Source organism: Streptomyces sp. NPDC055099, assembly GCF_053607685.1.
The window spans coordinates 249724-273648 of the sequence record NZ_JBSGUA010000007.1; the positions used below are offsets into that span (position 1 = coordinate 249724).

The window sequence follows — 23925 nt, forward strand, 5'->3', positions numbered from 1 at the left end:
GGTGTACTCATGCGGCTCACACCGCATCAAGAGCCCTTGGCTGTACGAGGGTTGAGCAGAGCCAGACGCAGACCGAACCGCCACGACCGGAACCGGAGCCGCTCACGCCGTGCCTGGGCCGCCGCCCTGATCTCCGGGGTCATGGTCACCGGGGCGCTCTCCACGCAGGCCGCCACCGCGCGGCCCTATCCCGAGCCACCGTTGACAACGATGTCCCTGCCCTCGCCGCCCGGCCAGGCGAACGTGCGCGTCCTCGTCTTCCACGGTTCGGCGGCGGGCGGCGACGAGTCACCGGTCGTGAACGCCGGCATCGAGGCCATCGAGAAGATCGGCCAGTCCGGTCCGGCCGCCCAGCGGTTCAAGATCGAGGCGACGGACGACCCGGCGGTCTTCACGAACGAGGCCAAGCTCGGCAAGTTCAACGCGATCGCCTTCCTGACCGGCGGCGGCGACGTCCTCGACCCCGAGCAGGAAGCGGGCCTTGAGGCCTACATGGAGGCCGGCGGCGGCTTCGTCGGCCTCCATGACGCGGCCCGCGCCGAGCCGTACTCGTCCTGGTTCACCGGCCTGATCGGCGCACGCCCGGCGGACTCCAGCCCGACGAACGTGCAGCGCGCCACCGTCGAGGTCGGCGACCGGGAGAATCCGGCCACCAAGGACCTGCCCCTGGAGTGGAAGCGCCCCGACCGGTGGCTGAACTGGACCAAGAACCCGACCGGCGAGGTCCACACCGTGGCCCGCGTGCGGGAGTCCACCTACCAGCCGGGCGAGAGCAAGAACGGCGCCGACCACCCGGTCTCCTGGTGCCGTGACTACGACGGCGGACGCTCCTTCTACACCGGAATGGGCGGCACGGCGGCCTCGTACGACGAGACGGACTTCCGTCAGCATCTGCGCGGCGCCCTGCTGTGGACGAGCCGCATCGCGCGTGCCGACTGCAAGTCGACCATCACCGCCAACTACAAGGCGTCGCGCCTGACCCAGCCCAACCAGCCGGGCCAGAACGACCAGATCGGCGAGCCGCACGGCCTGGTCACCGCGCCCGACGGCCGTGTCTTCTACATCGGCCGCGGCGGCGCCGACTCCTCCCAGCCGGTCATCACCGACTGGAACAACCCGGACATCGGCAAGGGCAAGGGCGAGATCCACGTCTACGACCCCAAGACCAAGAAGACGACCCTCGCCGGAGCGCTGACGGTCTTCGGCAACAAGGGCGGCGGCGATGAGCTGATCAAGGTCGAGGAGGGCCTGCTCGGCATCGAGCTCGACCCGAAGTTCGAGCAGAACGGCTGGGTGTACCTGCACTACACACCCCACTCGAAGATCAACCGTGAGACGCACATGGCCGAGCGCTACGTCTCGCGCTTCACGCTCGACCAGACCACGAACAAGTTGGACCTCGCCAGCGAGAAGGTCCTGCTCAAGTGGCCCGTGCAGATCCACAGTTGCTGCCACGCGGGTGGCGGCATGGCGTGGGACTCCAAGGACAACCTCTACATCGCCACCGGCGACAACAACTCGTCGGGCTTCAGCAACGGATACTCGGGCAACAACCCGGAGCCCAACTTCAAGGGTGTCTCCTTCGCCGACGCGCGCCGCACGGCGGGCAACACCAACAACCTCAACGGCAAGATCCTGCGCATCCACCCGGAGCCCGACGGGACGTACACGCTCCCGGAGGGCAACCTCTTCACCGGCAAGGAGCCGGACGAGGGCGGCGGCAAGACGCGCGGCGAGATCTACGTGATGGGCGTCCGCAACCCGGCGCGCATCTCCGTCGACAAGAAGACGGACACGCTGTACGCGGGCTGGGTCGGGCCGGACGCGGGCGCGCCGTCGACGACGTGGGGTCCGGCGAAGTACGACACGTTCGCCGCCATCACGCACGCCTCCAACCGCGGCTGGCCGTACTGCATGGGCAACAACCAGCCCTACCGCGACCGCAATCTGCCGGACCCGACGAAGCCGCTGGGCTGGTACGACTGCAAGAACCTCAAGAACGAGTCGCCCAACAACGACGGCCTGGTGAACATCCCACCGGCCGAGCCGAACAACATCTGGTACTCGCCGCAGGGCGGCGGCGTCGACTACCCGCGCGACGCGAACGGCGTCCCGAGCTACAAGACGGAGGAGCAGAAGATCCTCCTGCCATGGCTCAAGGGCGGCGGCCAGGCCACGATGAACGGCCCGGTCTACCGCTACGACGCGGCCAACACCAGCGCTGACAAGTGGCCCTCGTACTGGGACGGCAAGTGGTTCGTCGGCGACTTCTACGACGCCGACCAGCCCCGGCACGCGGTCCTGACCGACCCGAAGACGGTCGGCAAGGGCGGACTGCCCACGCACGCCGAGTCCCTGAAGAAGATCATCCCGATCGGCAACGACGGCATCAAGAACCTCATGGACTGGAAGTTCGCCCCGGACGGTTCGCTCTATGTCCTCGACTACGGCCGCGGGTTCTTCACCTCGGACTCCAAGTCGGCGCTGTGGCGCGTCAGTTACTCGGGCGGCGCGGCCACACCGGCCGCCAAGGACCTCGCAAGGAAGGCCGGATGATGCGGGCGGTACCCAAGCGAAGACTCTGGACGGCGCTTCTCGCGTCGCTCCTGATGGTGCTCGGCCTGACCTCCACGGCGGCGAGCCAGCCCGACAACCCGGGCCGGGCGGCGGCCCAGACCCTGACCTGGACCGCGGGCAACGACATCGACAAGTACCTCTCCGCGCCCGCCACGGCGGTCGCGGGCGCGACGACGATCGTCTTCGAGAACAGTGAGGCGACCGGCAACACCACCGGCATGCCGCACACGCTGACGTTCGACGTCTCGGACCCCGAGTACAACAACGACGTGCCGCTGAACATCCTGGCCAACCCGAACGACGACCAGGGCGGCAAGCACACGGCCGAGGTCACCCTGACGCCCGGCCGGTACCGCTACCACTGCACGATCCCCGGCCACGGCTCGATGCAGGGCATCCTCGTGGTGACCGAGGGCGGCGGCGAGGACACCACCGCTCCCGAGACGTCGGCCAAGGTGGAGGGTCAGACCAACGCCGACGGCGCGTACGTCGGCTCCGCCACCGTCGCGGTGACGGCGACCGACGAGGGTTCGGGCGTCGACAAGACCGAGTTCGCGGTCGGGGCGGACGGCCCCTGGCAGCCCTACACGGCGCCCGTGGTCGTCGACCAGGTCGGCACCCACAAGATCCGCTATCGCGCGAGCGACAAAGCGGGCAACGTGGCGGCGGAGAAATCCGTCGACTTCACGGTGGTCCCGCCGTCGTCCGACGACAAGACACCGCCGGAGACCTCGGCCACGGTGACCGGAGAGAAGAACGACAAGGGTGAGTACGTCGGGATGGCGACCGTCACCGTGACGGCGTCCGACACCGGCTCCGGCGTCAACAAGATCGAGTACGCGGTCGGTGACGGCGGCGCGTGGACGGCCTACACCGCGCCGGTCATGGTCCACGCGGCGGGCGCGCACAAGATCCGCTACCGCGCGTCAGACAAGGCGGGCAACCAGGCCGCCGAGAAAGCCGTCGAGTTCACCGTGGTCACGCCGCCGGTCGAGGACAAGACGCCGCCGGAGACCACCGCGAAGGTCGAGGGCGACAAGAACTCGGACGGCGCGTACGTCGGCAAGGCGAAGGTCACGGTCAGCGCGACCGACGCCGGCTCCGGTGTCGACAAGGTCGAGTACTCCCTGGACGGCGGCCCGTACCTCGCGTACGCCGACCCGGTGGTCGTCGACCGCGTGGGCCGGCACACGGTGGCGTACCGCGCGGGCGACAAGGCGGGCAACGCCTCGGCGGCCAAGGACGTGTCGTTCACCGTCGCGGAGGGCGGCGGGGTCCCGGCCCCCAACTGCCCCGAGTTCGACGAGCGGTTGACGGTAATTGTCGGCACGGTCGACACGGGCATCCCCAACCGCGTCACCAACAATCGGTGCCGCATCAACGAGATGATCGAGGACGAGAAGGAGTGGACGTCCCACGCGCTCTTCCTGAAGCACGTCAAGAGCGTCACGGACAAGCTCCTGAAGGCCGGTGAGATCGACCAGCGCGAGTACAACAAGATCAACAAGGCCGCCAAGCAGTCCGGTATCGGCAAGCCGGGCCAGACCGAGGGCTACCGCAAGATCTTCGACGGCACCCAGGAATCCCTGGACAAGTGGGAGCAGGTCGGTGGCGGCAAGTTCGGCCTGAACGCCGACGGTTCGATCACCAGCAGCACCACCGTCCAGGGCATGGGCATGCTGTGGTTCCCCGAGCGCAAGTACGGCGACTTCTCGCTGAAGCTGCAGTGGCGGGACGACGCGCCGGGCAACGGCAACGCCAACGGCGGCGCCTTCGTGCGCTTCCCGCAGGTCCACGACCACCCGGAGGAGTCCCGTCCGGAGTGGGTCGCCATCAAGTACGGGCACGAGGTGCAGATGCTCGACCGGCCTGACGGCGACATGTACAAGACGGGGTCGATCTACGGCTTCGACCGGGTGGGTCTCGGCGGCGCCGGCGTCACCCCGAAGGGCACGTGGAACGACTACGAGATCAAGGTGGTGGACCAGCACTACTCGATCTACCGCAACGGCGTCCTGATCAACGAGTTCGACAACACGGGCGGCCAGGTCTTCACGCCGCCGCGTGGCGACGACCCGGGCACGGACGGACGGCGTTACTCGTCCGGCTATGTAGGGCTCCAGGTGCACGGGGTCACCGATGTGATCTCGTACCGGGACATCAGGATCAAGGAGCTGTAGGCGCCGGCCTCCGGTTACGGCTTCGGCCCCCGCAACCCGGCCAGGGGCGCGGGGGCCGTTGTCAGTGGCGTGCGGCATGCTTCTGATCAACGGGATCGAGGCACGGGGGAACCGCCATGGCCGCAGGAACGCTCACGGGGATCGAGGACGTCGACTGGGCGTCGATGAACCACGCGTACGGCGACGCGTCGGACGTGCCGGACCTGCTGCGCGGGCTCGCCTCCGCCGACCCGGCCGAGCGTGAGCAGGCGCTGGACGGGATGTACGGGGCGGTGCACCACCAGGGCGATGTGTACGACTCGACGGTCGCCTGCGTCCCCTTCCTCTTCGGCCTCCTCGCCGACGCCTCGGTCCGGGACCGGGGCGCGATCGTCGGTCTGCTGCGTGGCATCGCGGGCGAGGAGGAGCCCGACCCGGACGAGATCGGCGGGCTCTTCGAGGACGAGGAGGAGGACGCGGCGTGGGTGGCGAACTTCGTCGACGCCGCGGCGCTGGTCCGGGGCCAGGCCGACGTGTTCCTGGACCATCTCACCGACGACGACCCGGAGTTGCGCGCGGCTGCCCCGGGCGCCCTGGCCCACCTGCACCCCGACCCCGCGCGCGTGTTCACCGCCCTGCGCGACCGCCTTCCGGTGGAGCGGGACGGCGAGGCCGTACGTTCCCTGGCGATGGCGGTCGGCGTGCTCGATGTGCGCCGCGCGGAGCTGCGGGACGAGGCGGGCCGGCTCCTCGCGGAGGTCCTCGCCGCGGGCGACGGGGATCCGGAGCTGCGGCTGACCGTGCTGGCGCAACTGGCGAGGTGCACACCGGACCTGCTCCCCGAGGACACCGTGGACATCGCCGTCGAGGTGATGCGGATCGCGCACGAGGAAGGGCCCGCGGCGGCGGAGGACCAGGAGAACACTCCGGAGAGGCCGCGGACGGACACGATGCTGTCCTACCTGCGCGACCTGGAGGCCGCCCACCGGGCAAGCATCGACGCGCACCTGGCCGACGATCTGCTCAGGGACCTGCACATCGCCCTGGCCGACCGGACGGAGGAGCGGTTCGGGCTGCTCCACGCTCAGTTGCAGACCTCTGACCGGGGGCAGCGCCTGGCCGCGGTCGAGGAGTGCGGACTGCTCCTGACGGGCTGGCGCGCGCCGAACGACCTGGCGGTGGCGCTGCTCGCCCGGCAACTGATCGAGCACGACGAGACGTTGTCCCGGAACGCGCTGAACGAACTGGCGTGGGTGCACCCGGTCGCCCATGTGGTGGCGGACATCCTGGAGGTGTGCCTCGTCGAATGGGAGGACGACTGGGAAGCAGCCGACTGGGATGATTCGCTGTTCGGCCGCGCCCTCAAGGCGCTGGCCCTTCAGGGGGACGCGCGGGCGGTGCCCTATCTGGCGGCGGTCCTCGAGAGCGACGGGTACGTGCCGGAGTATCTGGACCGCTGGGTCGAGGCGATCGGTCCGGCGGCCGGGGCCCGTCTCGCGCCCGTCCTGCACGAGCGTCTGGCAGCACCGGACCGCGTCCGGCGCGGGGAGTCCCGGTCCAGGCTGATCAGCGCCCTCGGGGTCCTCACACCCCGCGCGTCGCTGCCCCTGCTCATGGCCGCCCTGCACGGCGAACACCACGGTGCGGCGTTCACCGCCGTCGGCCGGTACGGCAGTGCGGCGGCGCAGGCGGCACCACGGCTCCGGCAGGTGGCGTCCGACGCGTCCAGGAGCGTTCCGCACCGCCTGGACGCCGCGGACGCCCTCTGGTCGGTGACCGGCGCGGCGCAGGACGTCCTGCCCGTGCTGCGCGACGCCCTCGCATCGGACGGGTCGTTCGCCCGGACCCGGGCGGTGCGCATCGCCGGCAAGCTCGGCCCCGGGGCTGCGCCGCTCGTTCCCGGCCTGCGCGAGCTGATGGCGCAGAGCGAGCATCTCCGTACGGAGACCGCGATCGCCCTCTGGCAGATACGGGCGGACGCGGCGGAGGTCCTGCCGGTGCTCCTCGACCAGTGGACGGCGGCGCCCCACTCCCGCCCCGAGACGGCCGCATGCCTCCTCGAGATGGGGCCGGCGGCAGCCCCCGCCCTCCCCCTGCTCCGCCGCGAACTCGCGTCGACACGGCGGCACAACAACTACGGGGCGGAGGGCAACATGCGCTACGACGTCGCGAGTGACGAGGCCTTGCTGCGCGACTGCCGGAGCCTGGTGGCCGCGCTGGAGCCGTAGGCCGCTGCTCCTCAGGCCGCTACTCCTCGTGCTTCGCCCGGCTCGGCTGGACCCGCTTCGGTTCGCCCGGCATCTTCGGGTACTCCGGCGGATAGGGCAGGTCGCCGCGGCCGTGCTCGCGCTCGTCCCGGGCGGCGAGTTCGAGGAGGGCGTCCAGGGAGAAGGCGTGCTTCTCCATGTCCGCGTGCACGTCGCCGACCTCGGCGAACCGCTCGGGCATCGTGGCGATGTCGAAGTCCTCGGGCACCACGTCGTCGATCTCGTCCCAGCGCAGCGGCGCCGACACGGGGGCGTTCGGCCGGGGGCGCACCGAGTAGGCGGAGGCGATGGTGCGGTCACGGGCGGCCTGGTTGTAGTCGACGAAGATCTTCTCCCCGCGCTCCTCCTTCCACCACGCGGTGGTGACCTGGTCCGGCATGCGGCGCTCCAGCTCGCGGCCACAGGCGATCACGGCACGGCGCACCCCGGTGAAGTCCCACCGCGGTTCGATCGGCACGAAGACGTGCAGGCCGCGACCGCCGGAGGTCTTGGGCCAGCCCTGGAGGCCGTACTCGTCCAGGATCGCGCGGAGCTCGTGCGCGGCGCGGACCGCGTCGGCGTAGTCCGTGCCGGGCTGCGGGTCCAGGTCGATGCGGAGTTCGTCGGGGTGGTCGGTGTCGCCGCGCCGTACCGGCCAGGGGTGGAAGGTCAGCGTGTTGAACTGGGCGGCCCAGACGACCGCGCCGACTTCCGTGGGGCACATCTCCTCGGCGGTGCGGCCGCTGGGGAAGGCGATGGTGGCCGTGGGAATCCAGTCGGGGTGGTTCTTCGGGATGCGTTTTTGGTAGAAGAACTCGCCGGCGACCCCGTCCGGGAAGCGCTGGAGCGTCGTGGGGCGGTCGCGCAGGGCACGCACGATCCCGTCGCCGACCGCGATGAAGTAGCGGGCGACGTCCAGCTTGGTGAAGCCCCGCTCCGGAAAGACGACCTTGTCCGGACTGGAGAGCCGCACCGTACGCCCGCCCGCGTCGAGCTCCACCGCTTTACCACCCATGCGGCCACGCTAGGCGCAACGGAGGTAAGTCGCATACCGGGCACAAAGTGACGTATGGGCCCAGAATCGGAGCATGGATCTGCCGGTGATGCCCCCCGTCAAGCCCATGCTCGCCAAACCCGTGGCGAGAATCCCGCCGGGCATGCAGTACGAGGCCAAGTGGGACGGCTTTCGCGCGATCGTCTTCCGGGACGGCGCCGACCTGGAGATCGGCAGCCGTACGGGCAAGCCGCTGACCCGCTACTTCCCGGAGCTGGCCGAGGCCCTGCTCGACCGGCTGCCCGACCGCTGCGTCCTGGACGGCGAGATCGTGATCGCCCGGGACGGCCATCTCGACTTCGACGCGCTCACGGAACGCATCCACCCGGCCGCGTCCCGGGTGCGCACGCTCGCCGAGCGGACCCCGGCGTCCTTCGTGGCCTTCGACCTCCTGGCGGCGGACGACGAGAGCCTCCTGGACGCTCCCCTCACCGACCGCCGCAGCCGCCTCACCGGGGCCCTGGAGGGCGTGAGCGCCCCCGTCCACCTCGCGCCCGCGACCACGGACCCCGAGCTGGCCCAGGAGTGGTTCGAGCAGTACGAGGGCGCGGGCCTCGACGGTGTCATCGCCAAGCCGCTCGACCTGCGCTACCGGCAGAACGAACGCCTCATGTTCAAGATCAAGCATGAGCGCACGGCGGACTGCGTGGTCGCCGGCTACCGCTTCCACAAGAGCGGCCCCGTCGTCGGGTCGATCCTCCTCGGCCTGTACGACGACGCGGGCACCCTCCAGCACGTCGGCGTCTGCGCCGCGTTCTCGATGCGGCGGCGCGCCGAGCTGGTGGAGGAGCTGGAACCGCTGCGCATGGAGTCGGCCGCGGACCACCCCTGGGCCGCCTGGGGGGACGAGGCCGCGCACGAGACGTCCCGGATGCCGGGTGCGCCGAGCCGCTGGACCGGCAAGAAGGACCTCTCGTGGGTGCCGCTGCGCCCCGAGCGCGTCTGCGAGGTGGCGTACGACCACATGGAGAACGGGCAGCGCTTCCGGCACACCGCGCGCTTTCGCACCTGGCGACCGGACCGCACCCCTGACAGCTGTACGTTCGCCCAGCTGGAGGAGCCGGTCCGGTACGACCTGGCGGACGTGCTGCGCTAACCGGCGGACCGGCTCGCGCCCACGCCCGCGTACTGGCTCTCCGGACGTGCGAGGCCGTAGTGATCGCGCAGGGTCGTGCCCGTGTACTCGGTGCGGAACAGGCCGCGGGCCCGCAGGATCGGCACGACCTCGTCCGCGAAGACGTCGAAGCCGCCGGGCAGCCCTGGCGGCATGACGTTGAACCCGTCCGCGGCGCCCTGCTCGAACCACTCCTGGATCTGATCGGCCACCTGCTCCGGTGTGCCCGCGATGACACGGTGGCCGCGCGCTCCGGCCAGGCGGTGCAACAGGCCCCGTACGGTGGGCTGTTCGCGGTCGATGATGTCGAGGACGACCTGGAAGCGGCTGCCGTTGCCGCGTTCGCCGCCGGTCTCGATGAGCTCACGCGGTACGGGCCCGTCCAGTTGCTCGGCGGTCAGGCGCAGCCCCAGCATGCGGTGCAGGAGCTGCAACGAGTACGCGGGCTGGGTGAGTTCGTTGTACTCGTCGTGCAGGGCGCGCGCCTCGGCCTCCGTGGAGCCGATGAAGGGGCTGATGCCGGGCAGGACGAGCACCTTGCCGGGGTCGCGCCCGAGCCCCGCGGCACGCTTCTTGAGGTCGGCGTAGAAGTCCTGGCCGTTGCGGAGGGTCTGGTGCGCGGTGAACACCGCCTCCGCATACCGGGCGGCGAAGGCGCGGCCGTCCTCCGACGAGCCCGCCTGTACGTAAACGGGACGGCCCTGTGGTGTGCGCGGCGTGTTGAGCGGGCCGCGCACCTTGAGGCGCGGCCCCTCGTGGTCGATGGCGTGGATGCGGTCGGTGTCCGCGAAGAGCCCGGTCTTCTGGTCGGCGACGAGCGCGTCGTCCTCCCAGCTGTCCCAGAGCTTGGTGACGACATCGAGGAACTCCCGTGCCCTGTCGTACCGTTCGGCGTGCACGGGGTGCGCGTCGAGGCCGAAGTTGAGGGCGGCCTGCGGGGCTCCGGTGGTGACGATGTTCCAGCCCGCGCGCCCCCGGCTGAGATGGTCGAGCGAGGCGAAGAGACGGGCCAGGTTGTAGGGCTCGCTGTAGGTGGTGGACGCGGTCGCGATGAGGCCGATCCGCGAGGTGACGGCGGCGATCGCGGAGAGCCAGGTGAAGGGCTCCAGGCGGAAGCGGCTCGCGTAGCGGACGTTGTCGGCGAGCGCCGGGCCGTCGGCGAAGAAGATCCCGTCGAAGGTGGCGGCCTCCGCGCGCCGTGCGAGGTCCTGGTAGAAGTCGATGTCCAGGATGTGCGCGGGGTCGGACGCGTGGTGCCGCCAGGCGGCCTCGTGGTGCCCGCCGGGGTAGACGAAGAGGTTGAGGTGCAGCTCGCGAGGGCTCATGCGACGGCCGCCTTCTCCTTGGGGGCGCGCTCGGCGTCGTCCCGCTCCTCGGGCTCCTCAAGGGCGGCGTCGTCGGCCCGTACGGGGTCGCCCTCGGCCGGATCGACGCCCAGTTGCCGCAGCAGCCGCCCCCGCAGCGCCGCGTACTCCTGGCTCCCCTGTCCGCGCGGCGCGGGAAGCTCCACCCGTACGTCGGCCGCGATGCGCCCCGCGTCCAGGACGACCACCCGGTCGGCGAGGGCGATCGCCTCGTCGACGTCATGGGTGACCAGGAGCACGGCGGGCCGGTGTGCCTCGCACAGGCGCCGCAGCAAGGTGTGCATCCGGATGCGGGTGAGCGCGTCCAGGGCGCCGAACGGCTCGTCCGCGAGCAGGAGTTGGGGTTCGCGGACCAGGGAGCGGGCCAGCGAGACCCGCTGTTGTTCGCCGCCGGACAGGTCCGCGGGCCAGGCGTCCTCCCGGCCCGCAAGTCCCACCTCGGCGAGGGCAGCGCGGGCCCGCTCCCGCGCCCCGGCGCCCGTCAGGCCGAGGGCGACGTTGTCCAGGACCCGCTTCCACGGCAGCAGCCGTGCGTCCTGGAAGACCACCGAGACATCACCGGGAGCCACGAGGTCGCCGCTTCCCGCGACCTCGTGGTCGAGTCCCGCGAGCGCCCGGAGCAGCGTGGATTTCCCGGAGCCGCTGCGGCCCAGGAGCGCCACGAACTCCCCCGCCGCGATGCGCAGGTCGAGTCCGTCCAGGATCTTCCGGTCGCCGAACGACCGGACGAGGTTGTCGATCCGGACCGTCAGCCCGCCAGTGTGCGTCGCCATGACAGCGCCTTCCTCTCCACGAGCCGTACGAGTGCGTCCGAGACGAGACCGAGGAGGCCGTACACGACGAGGCCGACGATGATGATGTCGGTCTGCCCGTAGGTGCGGGCGAGCTCCATCATGTAGCCGATGCCGCTCGTCGCGTTGACCTGCTCGACCACGACGAGCGAGAGCCACGCCGCGGTCACCGCGAACCGCATGCCGAGCAGGAAGCCCGGCAGCGCTCCCGGCAGGACGACGTGCCGCACGAACCCGGTCCGGGACAGGCCCACCGTCTCGGCGAGTTCGGCGTAGCGGCCGTCGATCGTCCGCAGGCCGTTGTGGGTGTGGATGTAGACGGGCACGAACACGCCGAGCGCGATGGTGATGACCTTCATCGACTCACCGATGCCGAACCAGAGGATGAGCAGCGGGATCAGCGCCAGCGAGGGGATGGCCCGCTTGATCTGCACGGGGCCGTCGATGACGCCCTCGCCGATCCTGCTGAGCCCGGCGATGACCGCCAGGGCGAGCCCGCCCGCGGTGCCGAACAGGAGCCCCAGGGCGGCGCGTTCGGCGGACGTGGCGAGGTTCGACTGGAGCCGCCCCTCGGCGATCAGGTCACCGGCGGTGCTCACCACGGTCCAGGGCGCGGAGAGGTTACGGGCGTCGATGAACCCGGCGGCCGATCCCGCCGACCAGAGGGCGAGCAGCAGCAGGGGGCCGATCGCCCAGCCGTACGGGACGGGCCTGCCGGGGCCGAGCCTGCGGCGCCGCGGCTTGCGGCGGACGTGGGCCACGGGCTCGGCGTGTGCGGCGGGGTGTGTGGCGGCCTTGGTCAGGACGGGGGCCTCGGCACTCATGTTCCCTCCCCCGCACCGGACTTGACGGCGTCCGCGGCGACCGATTCGTACCGCCGGTCGAAGAGGACCTCCGCGTCGAAGCTCTCCTTGCCGGTCTCCTTGGCGAGCAGGTCGACGGTCTTCTGCTGGCGCGCGATGGCGTCGGTCCAGTCGGCCGGGATGTCCGGATGGCCGACCCCCTTGACCAGGTACTCGCCGTCCGCGCGGGTCAGGCCCTGGTCCTTGACGTAGTAGCCGTCGATCCACTCGTCGGGGTGTTTGTCGGCCCATTCGGCGGCGCGCGCCCAGGCCTTCACGAACTCCCTGATCGCCGCGGCCTTCTGGGGGTCCCGCACCGACTCGGTCGGCACCCACAGATGTCCGGGGTCGTCCCGCAGGCCGTGCTGGATCGTCTTCGCGCCGTCCTTGCCGTACTTCGCGGGATAGCGCTTGATGTTGACCCCGCCGAGCGGCGCCGCGTCGACCTGGCCGTTGCCGAGGGCGGAGGGGTAGACGTCGCCGGTGCTCGGCAGCTCGACGAGTTCCACGTCGTCCTTGGCGAGCCCGGCCTTGGCGAGGATGCGCAGGACGAGGGCGCCCTGCGCCTGACCGGGGCTGTAGGCGATCTTCTTGCCGCGCAGGTCTTTCAGGGTTTCGATGTCCGCGCCGGGTGCGATGCCGAGTTCGTAGACGGGGTGCTCGAGCGGTTCCTTCCGGTATTTCGCGGCGACCAATTTCGTGTCGAGTCCCGTCCAATGGGCGTGGATGGACGGAATTTCCGCCGCCGAGCACACGTCGAGGGAATGCGCCCTGAATGCCTCGGAGCACTGGGGGCCGCCGCTGATGTTGGCCCATTTCACCTTGAAGGGCAGCTTGTCGAGCTGTCCGGAGAGTTTCAGGGCGACCTGGGTGTCGGGCGCCCCGATGGTGAGGGTGGTGTCCGGATCCACCTTCGCGGGGATCTTGGCGGAGACCTGCTTGGCGTCGACGGTCGTGGTGGACGTGGCGTTGTCTGCGCAACCGGCCAGGAGCAACGGGACGAGGAGGGCAGCGCCGAGCGCCGCCCGTATATGTGTGGGCATGAATTCTTTCCCGGAGTGCGGACCTACACGGCAAGGGAAGACCGCCGGGTAATTTCCCCGCGGCTCATCACGAAGCGTTGCGAAGGTCAGCTACACAGAGCGGTGGCCACGCGCATCAGATCAACAGCGCGCCGCTGCTTGAACCGCCGGGATATTCGCATGGCGTTGAAACTAGCCACGCCATCAAGAGAGGGTCAAGTCATCGCGCACCCCCCGGCTTTCCGGAAACGCAGCCTTCGCACTCCGGTCATACGCACGTCACACCACCCCGGGCCGCACTCGCCGGAGCCGTGCCGGGAACGCGACCGGAAAGCGGTCGGAAGGCGGGCGGAACGCGATCGCGCCAATGTTCACGCCCCTGACCTCGCGCCGCTTCCACCCCATGAGCGCCGACCGTATGCTCCTGCGCCTGACACGGGAGTTACTTACGGTAAGGGGGCCGGTGCATGGGGTACTCGGGAGCCACGGGCAGCACGAGGCGGACGTTCGTCGCGGGGGCGGCCGCCGCGGGCGGTGTGGCGGCGTTCGGCGCGGGGGCGCTTCCGGCGGCGGCCGCGGACCGCGCCCCGCGGGCAGATCCGGCGAAGGTCTCCGTGGCCGTCCTCGGCGGCGGCGTCGCCGGCCTGACCGCCGCGCACGAGCTGGCCGAGCGCGGCTTCGCCGTCACGGTCTACGAGCGCAGAGCGCTCGGCGGCAAGGCCCGCAGCATGGACGTACCGGACAGCGCGAAGGGCAACCGGAAGCCGCTGCCGGGCGAGCACGGGTTCCGGTTCATCCCGGGGATCTACCACAACCTCCCGGACACGATGCGCCGCATCCCCTTCCCCGGGAACGCGAACGGCGTCTGGGACAACCTCGCGGCGCCGCGCGAGATGTCCTTCGCGCGCACCGGACGCGAGGACATCCGGATGCCGATCCCGTGGCCGGGCAGCGAACCGGAGAAGCTCACCCTGGACGACATCGCACGCGCACTCACGGCTCTCCTCGACACCGCCTTCAACCTGCCCGCGCACGAGGTCGCGTACTTCGTGAACCGCGCCCTGGTCTTCCTCACGAGCTGTGACGAACGACGTGACAGCACCTGGGAGTCGACGCCCTGGTGGGAGTTCACGCGTGCCGCGAAGATGTCGAAGGACTACCAGCGCATCCTCGCGATCGGCGTCACCCGCAACATCGTCGCCACCAAGGCCGAGGAGGCGAGCACCCGCACCGTCGGCACGCTCGGGGAGGCTTTCGTCTTCAACGCGCTCGGCCAGGGCGCGGACGGCCCGCCGGACCGGCTGCTCAACGCCCCGACGAACGAGGCGTGGATCGACCCCTGGGTGACCCATCTGAAGTCGCTCGGCGTGGAGTTCAGGATCGGCTGGAGCGTGCGCCAGTTGGGATTCGCGGGCGGTCGCATCACCAAGGCCGTCATCGAGGACCCGGACGGCGTACGCCGCGACATCACCGCCGACCACTACATCCAGGCCATGCCGGTGGAGCACGCGCGCAAGACGTGGAGCGCGGAACTGAAGGCCGCGGACCCGCAGTTGGCGCGCTGCGACAAGCTGGAGACCGACTGGATGACGGGCATCCAGTTCTATCTGACGGAGCGTCCGCCCACCGTCAAAGGTCACTTCAACTGCATCGACTCGCCCTGGTCGCTCACGGGCATCGCCCAGGCGGGCCACTGGCCGGACCGTGACTTCGCGGCGGACTACGGTGACGGTGTCGCGGTCGAGTGCCTCTCCGTGGACATCTCCGAGTGGGACAAGCCGGGAATCCTCTACGGCAAGACGGCCAAGCAGTGCACGCGCGACGAGGTCGCCAAGGAGGTGTGGGCGCAGCTCAAGGCCGCGCTCAACGACACCGGCAAGGTGGTCCTGAGCGACGGCAAGCTGCACTCGTGGTTCCTGGACCCCGGCGTCGACGGCATCGGGACGCCGGACCCGACCAACGAGGACGAGCTGCTCATCCACCCGGTCGGCACCCTGCACAACCGCCCGTCGGCGGCGACGAAGATCCCCAACCTCTGCCTGGCGGGCGACTACGTGGCCGTGCCGATCGACCTCGCGACGATGGAGGGCGCCAACACCTCGGCACGCCAAGCGGTGAACGCCGTCCTGGAGAGGGTCGGTTCGGATGCCGAGCGGTGCACGGTGACGTCCTTGTACCGCGCTCCCGCGATCGAGCTGCTCAAGCGCCACGACCGCACCCGCTACCGGCTCGGCCTGCGCAACGCCCTCGATCTGGGCTGAGGGCGGGAAAGCGGGGGCGTACGGGGTAGGACACCCGTATGGGAACGCGGACACGGACACGACGTGCGGCGGTGGCGGCGGTGGCGGCCGTCGCCGCCCTGGCCCTGGCACCCGGCTGCACCCTGAGCCGGACCGGCGAGGGCGACGGGAAGGACGCCGGCGGCGGGCGCGTGCTCGCCGTGAAGATCGACAACGTGGGTCCGGCCCGTCCCCAGACGGGCCTGGACGCGGCGGACGTCGTGTACGCGGAGCAGGTCGAGGCCGGTCTGAGCCGCCTGATGGCGGTGTACGCGGGCGAGCTGCCGCCGGTCATCGGCCCGGTGCGCAGCGCGCGTGAGACGGACTTGGAACTGCTGCGGCAGTTCGACGACCCGGCGCTCGTGTTCTCCGGGGCGCAGTCGAAGCTCCTCCCGCTGATCTCGGCGGCCCCTCTGCGCCAACTGCCGCCCGGCAAGGCACCGGGGGACGCCTATTTCCGGGGCGGCGACAAACCGGCCCCGCACAATCTCTTCGTACGCCCGAAGGCACTGGACGCCGATCCGGGCGACGGAGGCCTGCAGAGCACGGGCTTCAGCTTCGGGCCGCGCCCCAAGGGCGGCACACCGGAACGCGAGCGCACCGTCCGCTTCCCGGCAGCCCGGTTCACCTTCACCTGGGCCGCCGAGCAGAAGCGCTGGCTGGTCTCCATGGACGGCGAGCGGGCCCGTACATCGGACGGGAAGACGCTCGGCGCGTCGACGGTCGTCGTGCAGTACGTGAAGGTGCGCGAGTCGCGGTTCCACGACCGCGGGGGCAACAACACGCCGTACACCGAGACCGTCGGCTCCGGCAAGGCGCGGGTCCTGCGGGACGGCCGCGCCTACGAGGCGCGCTGGGAGCGGTCGCTCCCGCAGGACGGCACGGAGTTCACGACGGCGGACGACGGCGAACCCCTGCCGTTCGCGAAGGGGCAGGTGTGGGTGGTGTACGCGAAGGCGTGACTCAGCCCTGGTGGGCGGCGACGGACTCGATGGGGTTGCGCAGACCCTCCGCCGCGTCCGAGACCCGCTGGATGAGGTCGAAGAACACCGTCTGCTCGGCCGCGGAGAGCGGCCCGAGGAAGACCTGGTTCATGCGGGCCGTCCGCACCGTCAGCTTGCGGTGCGTGCGCTTGCCCTCGTCGGTGAGGTGCAGCAGATACCGGCGGCCGTCCTGCGGGTCGCGGACCTTGTCGAGCAGTTCGCGGCGGATCAGGCGGCTGATGACCTCCGCGATGGTGGACCGGTCGAGGCCCACCCGCTCGCCGACGGTGCGCTGGTCGAGGCCGGGCTCGGCGACGAGGGCGTTCAGGACGGCGAACTGCGGCGAGGTGATCTCCTCGGAGACCATCGTGTTCCACAGCAGGTAGTGCGCCTGCTGCAGCCGCCGGGCCAGGTGCCCGGGGTGGGTGGTCAGGTCCACCGCGGCCATGAGTTCCTCCACTGCCTGTACCGGAGATTTCTGTAGGTGCACTGAACACTACCCGCTCTTGACGGCCCACGGAACGAGTGGCAGCGTAAGCCGGACCTCGTGGAAATAGTCAGTGCCCTGATTAATGGACGGGGCATCGAAGGCCTGGAAGAGATGGGGCTCGACAGATGGACAAGGTGGTGGCCTCGGCCGCCGACGCGGTGGCCGATGTGGGGGACGGCTCGTCCCTGGCGGTCGGCGGGTTCGGGCTGAGCGGTGTGCCCGGCGTGCTGATCGCGGCACTGTACGAGGCCGGCGTGTCGGGCCTGCGGGTGGTGTCCAACAACTGCGGGGCGATGGAGTCGGGCCTCGCCGTGCTGCTCTCGGCGGGCCGGATCGCGCGGGTGACCGGGTCGTACATCGGCGGGAACAAGGAGTTCGCCCGCCAATACCTCGGCGGTGAGCTGGAGGTGGAGATGATCCCGCAGGGCACGCTCGCCGAGCGGCTGCGCGCGGGAGGCTGCGGCATCCCGGCGTTCTACACCCCTGCCGGGGTGGGCACGCAGGTCGCCGACGGCGGACTCCCGTGGCGCTACGACGGCTCGGGCGGGGTGGCGCTCGCCTCGCCGGCCAAGGAGGTGCGGGAGTTCGACGGGCGGGAGTACGTCCTGGAGCACGGCATCCGGACCGACTTCGCCCTGGTGCGGGCCGCCAAGGGCGACCGGCACGGGAACCTCGTGTTCAACAAGTCCACCCGCAACTTCAACCCCCTGGCCGCGATGGCCGGACGGGTCACCATCGCCGAGGTGGAGGAACTGGTGGAGCCGGGCGAGATCGACCCCGACGCCGTGCACCTGCCGGGGATCTACGTCCAGCGGGTCGTCGAGCTCACCCCCGAGCAGGCCGCCGACAAGCAGATCGAGCAGCGTACGGTCTCCGCGCCGCAGGCACGAGGAACGGTGAGCGGCTGATGGCCTGGACGCGAGAGCAGATGGCCGCACGCGCCGCACGCGAGCTGCGCGACGGGCAGTACGTGAACCTGGGCATCGGCCTGCCCACGCTGATCCCCAACTACCTCCCCGAGGGCGTCGAGGTCATCCTGGAGTCGGAGAACGGCATCCTCGGCGTGGGCCGCTACCCCACCGACGCCGAGGTGGACCCGGACCTGATCAACGCGGGCAAGGAGACGGTCACCGTCCGCCCCGGCGCCTCCTACTTCGACTCCGCCCTGTCCTTCGGGATGATCCGCGGCGGTCACATCGATGTCGCGGTGCTCGGCGCCATGCAGGTCTCCGCGCGCGGAGACCTGGCCAACTGGGCGATCCCCGGCAAGATGATCACGGGGATCGGCGGTGCGATGGACCTGGTGCACGGCGCCCGCACGGTGATCGTGGCGATGACGCACACCGCCAAGGACGGCTCCCCCAAGATCCTGGAGGAGTGCGCGCTGCCGCTGACCGGCAAGGGCTGCGTGAACCGGATCATCACCGATCTCGGCGTCCTCGACGTCACTGAAACCGGCCTGGAACTGGTCGAGTCGGCGCCCGGCGTCACTCCCGAGGAGATCACCGCCAAGACCGCGGCCAAGGTCCGCGTCCCCGAGGCCCTCTGCGCCGAGCACTCCGGAGGAACCCCGTCATGAGCCTGCGCGACGTCTACATCGTCGACGCCGTACGCACCCCCGTCGGCAAGTACAACGGCGCGCTGGCCGGGGTCCGCCCGGACGATCTCGGCGCGCACGCGATCCGCGAACTCCTGGCCCGTACGCCGGACTTGGCCCCCTCCCGGATCGGCGACGTCTACTTCGGCAACGCGAACGGCGCGGGCGAGGAGAACCGCAACGTCGGCCGCATGGCCGCCCTGCTCGCCGGTCTGCCCGTGACGGTGCCGGGCGTGACCGTCAACCGGCTCTGCGCCTCCGGGCTCGAAGCCGTCATCCAGGCAGCACGGGCCATCGCGCTCGGCGACCTCTCCGTCGCGGTGGCCGGTGGGGTCGAGTCGATGACCCGCGCCCCCTACGTCCTGCCGAAGAGCGACCGCCCCTTCCCCGCCGGGCACACCGAGCTGTACTCCACCACTCTGGGCTGGCGCATGGTCAACCCGAAGATGGAGCCACAGTGGACGATCCCGCTTGGCGAGAGCGCCGAACTCATCGCCGACAAGCACAAGATCACACGCGAGCAGCAGGACGCGTACGCCCTGAGCAGCCATCAGAAGGCCACCGCAGCACAGCGAGACGGCCTGTTCGACGCGGAGATCGCCCCGGTCTCCGTCCCGCGGCGCAAGGGCGAGCCCGTCCTCTTCGAGCGTGACGAGTGCGTACGCGCCGACGCCTCCCTGGAGGCCATGGCCCAGCTGAAGCCGTCCTTCCGCACCCCGGACGGAACCGTCACACCCGGCAATGCCTCGCCCCTCAACGACGGCGCGGCAGCACTCCTCCTGGTCGACGAGGAGGGCCTGCGGGCGACCGGCCGCGAGCCGCTGGCCCGTGTGTCGGCGTCCGCCGTGTCCGCGACCGAGCCGCACTACTTCGGCCTCGCGCCGGTCGAGGCCGTCAACCGCGCCCTCGCGAAGGCGGGCAGGTCCTTCGGCGATCTGAGCACACTGGAGCTGAACGAGGCGTTCGCGGCACAGGTGTTGGGGTGCGCGGCCGAATGGCCCGACCTCGACCCGGCCGTCCTGAACCCGCTCGGCGGCGCGATCGCGCTCGGCCATCCGCTCGGCGCTTCCGGCGCGCGCCTGGCCGGGACCGTCGCCCACCAGCTCGCCCGGCGCGGCTCGGGCACGGGCGTCGCCACCCTGTGCATCGGCGTCGGCCAGGGCCTGGCACTGGTCCTCGAACGCTGACCGCGGCCCCCCTCCGCGATCCCCCTACTCCACAGCACGCCGTTCTCACGGAGCCGAGAGACATGACCCTCACCGAACCCCTGCCCGACGGGCTGAGCCAGCAGGAGATAGACACCGAGGTCGCGAAGGCGCAGGCTGCTGCCGCGCCCTCCGACCACCCGCCGCGTGACTATCCCCCGTACCGCAGCAGCCACTTCCGTCACCCCAAGCAGCCGCTGGTCCCGCTGCGCGACCCCGAGGCGGTCGAGCTGAGCGGTCCCGCCTTCGGCGTCACCGACATCACGGCGCTCGACCGCGACCTCACGCGCCAGCACCTGGGCGAGCCGCTCGGCGAGCGGATCACCGTGTCCGGGCGTGTCCTGGATCGCGAAGGGCGGCCCGTGCGCGGTCAGTTGGTCGAGCTGTGGCAGGCCAACGCGTCCGGCCGTTACGCCCACCAGCTGGACCAGCACCCGGCTCCGCTCGACCCGAACTTCACGGGCTTCGGCCGCTGCCTGACCGACGACGAGGGAACGTACTCCTTCACGACGATCAAGCCGGGCGCGTACCCGTGGCGCAACCACGTCAACGCGTGGCGCCCCGCGCACATCCACTTCTCGCTCTTCGGCACTGCGTTCACGCAGCGGCTGGTGACGCAGATGTACTTCCCGGGCGACCCGCTGTTCCCCTACGACCCGGTCCTGCGCTCGGTCACCGACGAGTCGGCGCGACAGCGCCTGGTGTCCTCCTACGACCACGATCTCTCCGCCCCCGAGTGGTCGCTGGGCTACCGCTGGGACATCGTGCTCGACGGCCCGTCCGCGACGCTCTTCGAGGAAGGCGACCACCACTGATGTCGTACGCTCCGACTCCCTCCCAGACCGTCGGCCCCTTCTACGGCTACGCCCTGCCCTTCCCGCGCGGCGGCGAGGTCGCGCCGACCGGCCACCCGGACACGATCACCCTGCACGGGCACGTGTACGACGGCGCGGGAAACCCCGTCCCGGACGCGCTCATCGAGACCTGGCAGCCCGCACCCGACGGCTCCCGCACGGGCGCGCCGGGATCGCTGCGGCACGACCCGGTCACCGGCGAGGTCATCGGCCGTGACGGTGTCGCGTTCACCGGGTTCGGCCGCGTCCCCACCGACGCGGACGGCCACTGGACGGTCCGTACGCTCCCGCCGGGCGGCGCCTCGTACATCGCGGTCGCGGTCTTCGCGCGCGGCCTGCTCCACCACCTGTACACGCGCGCCTACCTGGTCGACGAGCCGGGCGACCCGCTCCTCGGCTCCCTCGATCCGGCGCGGCGTACGACGCTGATCGCCCGCTCCGAGGCAAGCCACACGTACCGTTTCGACATCCGCCTTCAGGGCGAGGGCGAAACGGTGTTCCTGGAGTTCCAGTGAGTGTTGAAGGTACCGACGTCGGCCTGCTCGCCCCCGGGCGAGCGGGCTCCCCGGCCGAGACCGCGACGGACGACTCCGCCCTTCTGCAGGCGATGCTGGACGCGGAGGCGGCGCTGACGCGGGCGCAGGCCGAGGCGGGTCTGGCCCCGGCGGACGCGGCGGCGGGCGTCGGCGCGGCGGCTTCGGCCGATCGCTTCGACGTACGTGACATCGCGCTCCGCGCGCGGTCCGGCGGCAATCCGGTGATCCCGCTGGTCGCGGACCTGACGGCGGCGGTGCCGGCCGAGGCCGCGCCGTACGTCCACCGGGGCGCGACGAGCCAGGACATCATGGACACCGCGCTGATGCTGGTCGCGCGGCGCACGCTCGACCTGATCCTGGCGGACCTGGCCCGCACGGAGGCGGCACTGGCCCGCCTGGCGGCAGAACACCGGGACACGGTGATGCCGGGCCGCACCCTGACCCAACACGCGGTCCCCACGACGTTCGGCCTCAAGGCGGCGGGCTGGCGCTCACTGACCCTGGACGCACGGGACAGGGTGCGGACGGTGCGCGACACACTCCCGGCCCAACTGGGCGGGGCGGCGGGGACGTTGGCGGCTTTCGGCGCGTACGGGAATCTCAGGGCTTACGGGGGCAGCGGGGACCTGGCGGGGACGGGCTCGGCTGAGGCCGGAGCTTCTGCGGGGGCCTCTTCGGGAGGCGAGCCCCCGGTCCACGTGCCGACCACCCCGTCCGAGACTCCCCCGCCCAACTCGCCCTCAGCCGAAGCGCTCCCGGCCGCCGCACCCCCGGCCGCCCCGGCCGAGGTCCACTCGCCCAACTCGCCCTCGACCAACGCGTCCCCGGCCGACGCGCTCCCTGCCGCCCCGGCCGACACGCCGTCGACCCGCTCGACCGACGCCTCCTCGGCCGACGCGTGTCCGACCACCACGGCCCCGGCCAACACGTCATCGGCCAGCACTCCCCCGGCGGGAAGCAGCCTCGCGGAGAAGCTCGTCGGCATCTACGCGCGGGAGCTGCGGCTGGCCGAACCCGTTCTGCCCTGGCACACCCTCCGCACCCCCGTGGCCGACCTCGCCGGAGCTCTCGCCTTCGTCGCCGGGGCGCTGGGCAAAGCGGCCGTGGATGTCCTCACCCTCAGCCGCACGGAGCTCGCCGAGGTTTCCGAAGGGGCGGGCGGTGGTTCCTCCGCCATGCCGCACAAGGCGAACCCCGTGCGCTCCACCCTCGTCGCGGCCGCCGCCCGCCGCGCCCCCGCCCTGGCCGCGACGCTGCACGCGTCGATGGCCGCCGAGGACGAACGCCCGGCGGGGGCCTGGCACGCGGAGTGGGAGACCCTGCGCGACCTCCTGCGCACGGTGGGCGGCGCGAGCCACCACGCGGCGGAACTCGCCGAGAACCTCCGGGTCCACCCGGAGGCGATGCGCGAACACCTCGGCCTCACCCACGGGTTGATCGTCTCCGAGCGGCTCACCGCCGAGCTGACGCCGCTGCTGGGCCGGGCCCGCGCGAAGGAGCTGCTCACCTCGGCGGCCCGCCGTACCCGTGACGAGGGCAGGACCCTCGCGGAGGTACTCGCCGAGGAGCCCGGTCTTGCCGCCGTGGACCTCACCGAACTCACCGACCCCGCCCGTTACACCGGCTCCGCCGGAGCCCTCACCGACCGAGCCCTGGAGCGACGATGACCGGCAAGCTGCCGCACCACACCACCGAGGGCGCCCCGACCGCGCCGCCCCTCCTCCTCGGCTCGTCCCTCGGCACCTCCACCGCCCTGTGGGACGCCGTGGCGCCCGAACTCTCCACCACCCACCGGGTCGTCCGCTGGGACCTGCCCGGCCACGGCAAGTCCCCCGCCGACCTGATCGGCCCGGGGGCGACCGTCGCCGACCTGGCGGCGCTCGTCCTCGCGCTCGCCGACTCCCTCGGCATCGACCGTTTCGCGTACGCGGGTGTCTCCCTCGGCGGCGCCGTCGGCCTGCACCTGGCCGCGCACCACCCGGAGCGCGCGGAGAGCCTCGCCGTGATCTGCTCGTCGGCGCACTTCGGCGGCAGCGCCCGCTGGGAGGAACGCGCGGCGCTCGTTCGCCGCGAAGGGCTCGACTCGCTGGCGCGGAGTGCCCCGGAGCGCTGGTTCACCCCCGGCTTCACCGTCCCCGGCCTGGTGGACGACCACCGGACCACCGACTCCGACGCGTACGCCGCCTGCTGCGACGCGCTGGCGGCGTACGACATCAGGGACGCGCTGGCGTCGATCACCGCGCCCACGCTCGTCGTCGCCGGCCGCGAGGACCCCGCGACGCCGCCCGCCCACGCACGCGAGATCGCCGACGCCGTGCCGGGCGCCTCCCTCACGGAGCTGGCGGGCGCCTCCCATCTGGCGCCCGCCGAGCGCCCGGAGGCCGTGGTCGCCGCGCTGCGCACACACCTGACAGGAGCGGCGGCGAGCGGCATGTCGGTCCGGCGGGCCGTGCTCGGCGACGCGCACGTGGACCGCGCGCAGGGCAGCACCACCCCCTTCACAGCCCGCTTCCAGGACTTCATCTCCCGCTATGCCTGGGGCGAGATCTGGACCGACCCCACCCTCGCGCGCCGCGAACGCAGCATGATCACCATGACGGCCCTGGTCGCGCACGGGCACCACGACGAGCTGGCCATGCACATCCGGGCGGCCCGCCGCATCGGGCTCACCCCCGAGGAGATCGGCGCGGTGCTGCTCCAGACGGCGGTCTACTGCGGTGTGCCCGCGGCCAATGCGGCGTTCGCAGTAGCACAGCGGGTCCTCTCCGAGGAGTAGCGAAGTAGTAGAGGAGTAAACGGTCTCGGGCCATTC

Annotated in this window: 19 protein-coding genes; 13 read left to right on the plus strand and 6 right to left on the minus strand. The window is 71.2% G+C overall.

What is annotated here, in order from left to right:
- Window positions 1-9 precede the first annotated feature (9 nt).
- The 3 genes from ACWFRU_RS19920 to ACWFRU_RS19930 all read left to right on the plus strand — a co-directional run bounded on the left by ACWFRU_RS19920 (window position 10) and on the right by ACWFRU_RS19930 (window position 6964).
- Entirely contained in the window at window positions 10-2556 is a 2547-nt protein-coding gene (locus ACWFRU_RS19920) for a ThuA domain-containing protein (protein WP_453688674.1), read from the plus strand.
- Window positions 2556-4757 (plus strand): OmpL47-type beta-barrel domain-containing protein, encoded by a 2202-nt coding sequence (locus ACWFRU_RS19925; protein WP_453688898.1) that lies wholly within the window; start codon window positions 2556-2558, stop codon window positions 4755-4757. The genes ACWFRU_RS19920 and ACWFRU_RS19925 overlap by 1 nt, the downstream gene beginning before the upstream one ends.
- A gap of 116 nt (window positions 4758-4873) precedes the next feature.
- Window positions 4874-6964 carry a HEAT repeat domain-containing protein gene (locus ACWFRU_RS19930; RefSeq protein WP_453688676.1) on the plus strand — a complete coding sequence of 697 codons (2091 nt, stop codon included), beginning with the start codon at window positions 4874-4876 and terminating at the stop codon, window positions 6962-6964.
- Between the two features lie 19 nt (window positions 6965-6983).
- On the opposite strand, the gene ligD is transcribed toward ACWFRU_RS19930, so the two are convergent.
- The gene (gene ligD / locus ACWFRU_RS19935) at window positions 6984-7997 is read right to left on the minus strand and encodes a non-homologous end-joining DNA ligase (RefSeq protein WP_453688677.1); all 1014 of its coding nucleotides are present in this window, start codon (window positions 7995-7997) and stop codon (window positions 6984-6986) included.
- A 73-nt stretch (window positions 7998-8070) separates the two neighbouring features.
- On the opposite strand from ligD, the gene ACWFRU_RS19940 reads away from it, so the two are divergent.
- Window positions 8071-9132 carry an ATP-dependent DNA ligase gene (locus tag ACWFRU_RS19940; protein ID WP_453688679.1) on the plus strand — a complete coding sequence of 354 codons (1062 nt, stop codon included), beginning with the start codon at window positions 8071-8073 and terminating at the stop codon, window positions 9130-9132.
- Here ACWFRU_RS19940 and ACWFRU_RS19945 read toward each other — a convergent pair.
- The 4 genes from ACWFRU_RS19945 to ACWFRU_RS19960 are packed head-to-tail and all read right to left on the minus strand — an operon-like array spanning window position 9129 to window position 13190.
- Window positions 9129-10475, minus strand: coding sequence for an LLM class flavin-dependent oxidoreductase (locus ACWFRU_RS19945; protein ID WP_453688681.1), 1347 nt, complete (start codon window positions 10473-10475; stop codon window positions 9129-9131). The two genes, ACWFRU_RS19940 and ACWFRU_RS19945, sit on opposite strands and share 4 nt — an antisense overlap.
- The gene (locus ACWFRU_RS19950) at window positions 10472-11287 is read right to left on the minus strand and encodes an ABC transporter ATP-binding protein (protein WP_453688683.1); all 816 of its coding nucleotides are present in this window, start codon (window positions 11285-11287) and stop codon (window positions 10472-10474) included. Before ACWFRU_RS19950 ends, ACWFRU_RS19945 begins: the two co-directional genes overlap by 4 nt.
- Entirely contained in the window at window positions 11263-12129 is an 867-nt protein-coding gene (locus ACWFRU_RS19955) for an ABC transporter permease (protein WP_453688685.1), read from the minus strand. The genes ACWFRU_RS19950 and ACWFRU_RS19955 overlap by 25 nt, the downstream gene beginning before the upstream one ends.
- Window positions 12126-13190: an ABC transporter substrate-binding protein gene (locus ACWFRU_RS19960; RefSeq protein ID WP_453688687.1), complete on the minus strand. Its 1065-nt coding sequence runs from the start codon at window positions 13188-13190 to the stop codon at window positions 12126-12128. Before ACWFRU_RS19960 ends, ACWFRU_RS19955 begins: the two co-directional genes overlap by 4 nt.
- A 446-nt stretch (window positions 13191-13636) precedes the next feature.
- Here ACWFRU_RS19960 and ACWFRU_RS19965 point away from each other — a divergent pair, with 446 nt between their 5' ends.
- Entirely contained in the window at window positions 13637-15430 is a 1794-nt protein-coding gene (locus tag ACWFRU_RS19965) for a hydroxysqualene dehydroxylase (RefSeq protein ID WP_453688689.1), read from the plus strand.
- A gap of 38 nt (window positions 15431-15468) precedes the next feature.
- A complete protein-coding gene (locus tag ACWFRU_RS19970; protein ID WP_453688691.1) occupies window positions 15469-16410 on the plus strand; it encodes a DUF3048 domain-containing protein in 942 nt (313 codons plus the stop codon).
- A 1-nt stretch (window position 16411) separates the two neighbouring features.
- Here the strand turns inward: ACWFRU_RS19970 and ACWFRU_RS19975 are convergent, their stop codons facing one another.
- Window positions 16412-16879, minus strand: a complete 468-nt coding sequence (locus tag ACWFRU_RS19975; RefSeq protein WP_453688693.1) for a MarR family winged helix-turn-helix transcriptional regulator — start codon at window positions 16877-16879, stop codon at window positions 16412-16414.
- Window positions 16880-17046: 167 nt separating this feature from the next.
- Between ACWFRU_RS19975 and ACWFRU_RS19980 the strand changes: the two genes are divergently transcribed.
- The 7 genes from ACWFRU_RS19980 to pcaDC all read left to right on the plus strand — a co-directional run bounded on the left by ACWFRU_RS19980 (window position 17047) and on the right by pcaDC (window position 23889).
- Window positions 17047-17829: a CoA transferase subunit A gene (locus ACWFRU_RS19980; protein ID WP_453688695.1), complete on the plus strand. Its 783-nt coding sequence runs from the start codon at window positions 17047-17049 to the stop codon at window positions 17827-17829.
- Window positions 17829-18500: a CoA transferase subunit B gene (locus tag ACWFRU_RS19985; RefSeq protein ID WP_453688697.1), complete on the plus strand. Its 672-nt coding sequence runs from the start codon at window positions 17829-17831 to the stop codon at window positions 18498-18500. Before ACWFRU_RS19980 ends, ACWFRU_RS19985 begins: the two co-directional genes overlap by 1 nt.
- Before the next feature lie 2 nt (window positions 18501-18502).
- Entirely contained in the window at window positions 18503-19705 is a 1203-nt protein-coding gene (locus ACWFRU_RS19990) for a thiolase family protein (protein WP_453688900.1), read from the plus strand.
- A gap of 62 nt (window positions 19706-19767) precedes the next feature.
- Window positions 19768-20538 carry a protocatechuate 3,4-dioxygenase subunit beta gene (gene pcaH, locus ACWFRU_RS19995; protein ID WP_453688699.1) on the plus strand — a complete coding sequence of 257 codons (771 nt, stop codon included), beginning with the start codon at window positions 19768-19770 and terminating at the stop codon, window positions 20536-20538.
- Window positions 20538-21092, plus strand: coding sequence for a protocatechuate 3,4-dioxygenase subunit alpha (pcaG, locus tag ACWFRU_RS20000; RefSeq protein ID WP_453688701.1), 555 nt, complete (start codon window positions 20538-20540; stop codon window positions 21090-21092). The genes pcaH and pcaG overlap by 1 nt, the downstream gene beginning before the upstream one ends.
- 92 nt (window positions 21093-21184) lie before the next feature.
- Window positions 21185-22780: a lyase family protein gene (locus ACWFRU_RS20005; RefSeq protein ID WP_453688902.1), complete on the plus strand. Its 1596-nt coding sequence runs from the start codon at window positions 21185-21187 to the stop codon at window positions 22778-22780.
- Window positions 22777-23889 (plus strand): bifunctional 3-oxoadipate enol-lactonase/4-carboxymuconolactone decarboxylase PcaDC, encoded by a 1113-nt coding sequence (gene pcaDC, locus ACWFRU_RS20010; protein WP_453688703.1) that lies wholly within the window; start codon window positions 22777-22779, stop codon window positions 23887-23889. The genes ACWFRU_RS20005 and pcaDC overlap by 4 nt, the downstream gene beginning before the upstream one ends.
- Window positions 23890-23925: the final 36 nt, after the last annotated feature.

Excerpts from the sequence above, each read along its gene's own strand:
- ACWFRU_RS19955 (WP_453688685.1), bottom strand. The coding sequence starts at position 12,129 with ATGAGTGCCGAGGCCCCCGTCCTGACCAAGGCCGCCACACACCCCGCC.
- ACWFRU_RS19960 (WP_453688687.1), bottom strand. The coding sequence starts at position 13,190 with ATGCCCACACATATACGGGCGGCGCTCGGCGCTGCCCTCCTCGTCCCG.
- ACWFRU_RS19985 (WP_453688697.1), top strand. The coding sequence starts at position 17,829 with ATGGCCTGGACGCGAGAGCAGATGGCCGCACGCGCCGCACGCGAGCTG.
- ACWFRU_RS19930 (WP_453688676.1), top strand. The coding sequence starts at position 4,874 with ATGGCCGCAGGAACGCTCACGGGGATCGAGGACGTCGACTGGGCGTCG.
- ACWFRU_RS19940 (WP_453688679.1), top strand. The coding sequence starts at position 8,071 with ATGGATCTGCCGGTGATGCCCCCCGTCAAGCCCATGCTCGCCAAACCC.
- ACWFRU_RS19970 (WP_453688691.1), top strand. The coding sequence starts at position 15,469 with ATGGGAACGCGGACACGGACACGACGTGCGGCGGTGGCGGCGGTGGCG.
- pcaH (WP_453688699.1), top strand. The coding sequence starts at position 19,768 with ATGACCCTCACCGAACCCCTGCCCGACGGGCTGAGCCAGCAGGAGATA.
- ACWFRU_RS19950 (WP_453688683.1), bottom strand. The coding sequence starts at position 11,287 with ATGGCGACGCACACTGGCGGGCTGACGGTCCGGATCGACAACCTCGTC.
- ACWFRU_RS19920 (WP_453688674.1), top strand. The coding sequence starts at position 10 with ATGCGGCTCACACCGCATCAAGAGCCCTTGGCTGTACGAGGGTTGAGC.
- ACWFRU_RS19965 (WP_453688689.1), top strand. The coding sequence starts at position 13,637 with ATGGGGTACTCGGGAGCCACGGGCAGCACGAGGCGGACGTTCGTCGCG.
- pcaDC (WP_453688703.1), top strand. The coding sequence starts at position 22,777 with ATGACCGGCAAGCTGCCGCACCACACCACCGAGGGCGCCCCGACCGCG.
- ACWFRU_RS19980 (WP_453688695.1), top strand. The coding sequence starts at position 17,047 with ATGGACAAGGTGGTGGCCTCGGCCGCCGACGCGGTGGCCGATGTGGGG.
- ligD (WP_453688677.1), bottom strand. The coding sequence starts at position 7,997 with ATGGGTGGTAAAGCGGTGGAGCTCGACGCGGGCGGGCGTACGGTGCGG.
- ACWFRU_RS19975 (WP_453688693.1), bottom strand. The coding sequence starts at position 16,879 with ATGGCCGCGGTGGACCTGACCACCCACCCCGGGCACCTGGCCCGGCGG.
- ACWFRU_RS19925 (WP_453688898.1), top strand. The coding sequence starts at position 2,556 with ATGCGGGCGGTACCCAAGCGAAGACTCTGGACGGCGCTTCTCGCGTCG.
- ACWFRU_RS19945 (WP_453688681.1), bottom strand. The coding sequence starts at position 10,475 with ATGAGCCCTCGCGAGCTGCACCTCAACCTCTTCGTCTACCCCGGCGGG.
- ACWFRU_RS20005 (WP_453688902.1), top strand. The coding sequence starts at position 21,185 with ATGCTGGACGCGGAGGCGGCGCTGACGCGGGCGCAGGCCGAGGCGGGT.
- pcaG (WP_453688701.1), top strand. The coding sequence starts at position 20,538 with ATGTCGTACGCTCCGACTCCCTCCCAGACCGTCGGCCCCTTCTACGGC.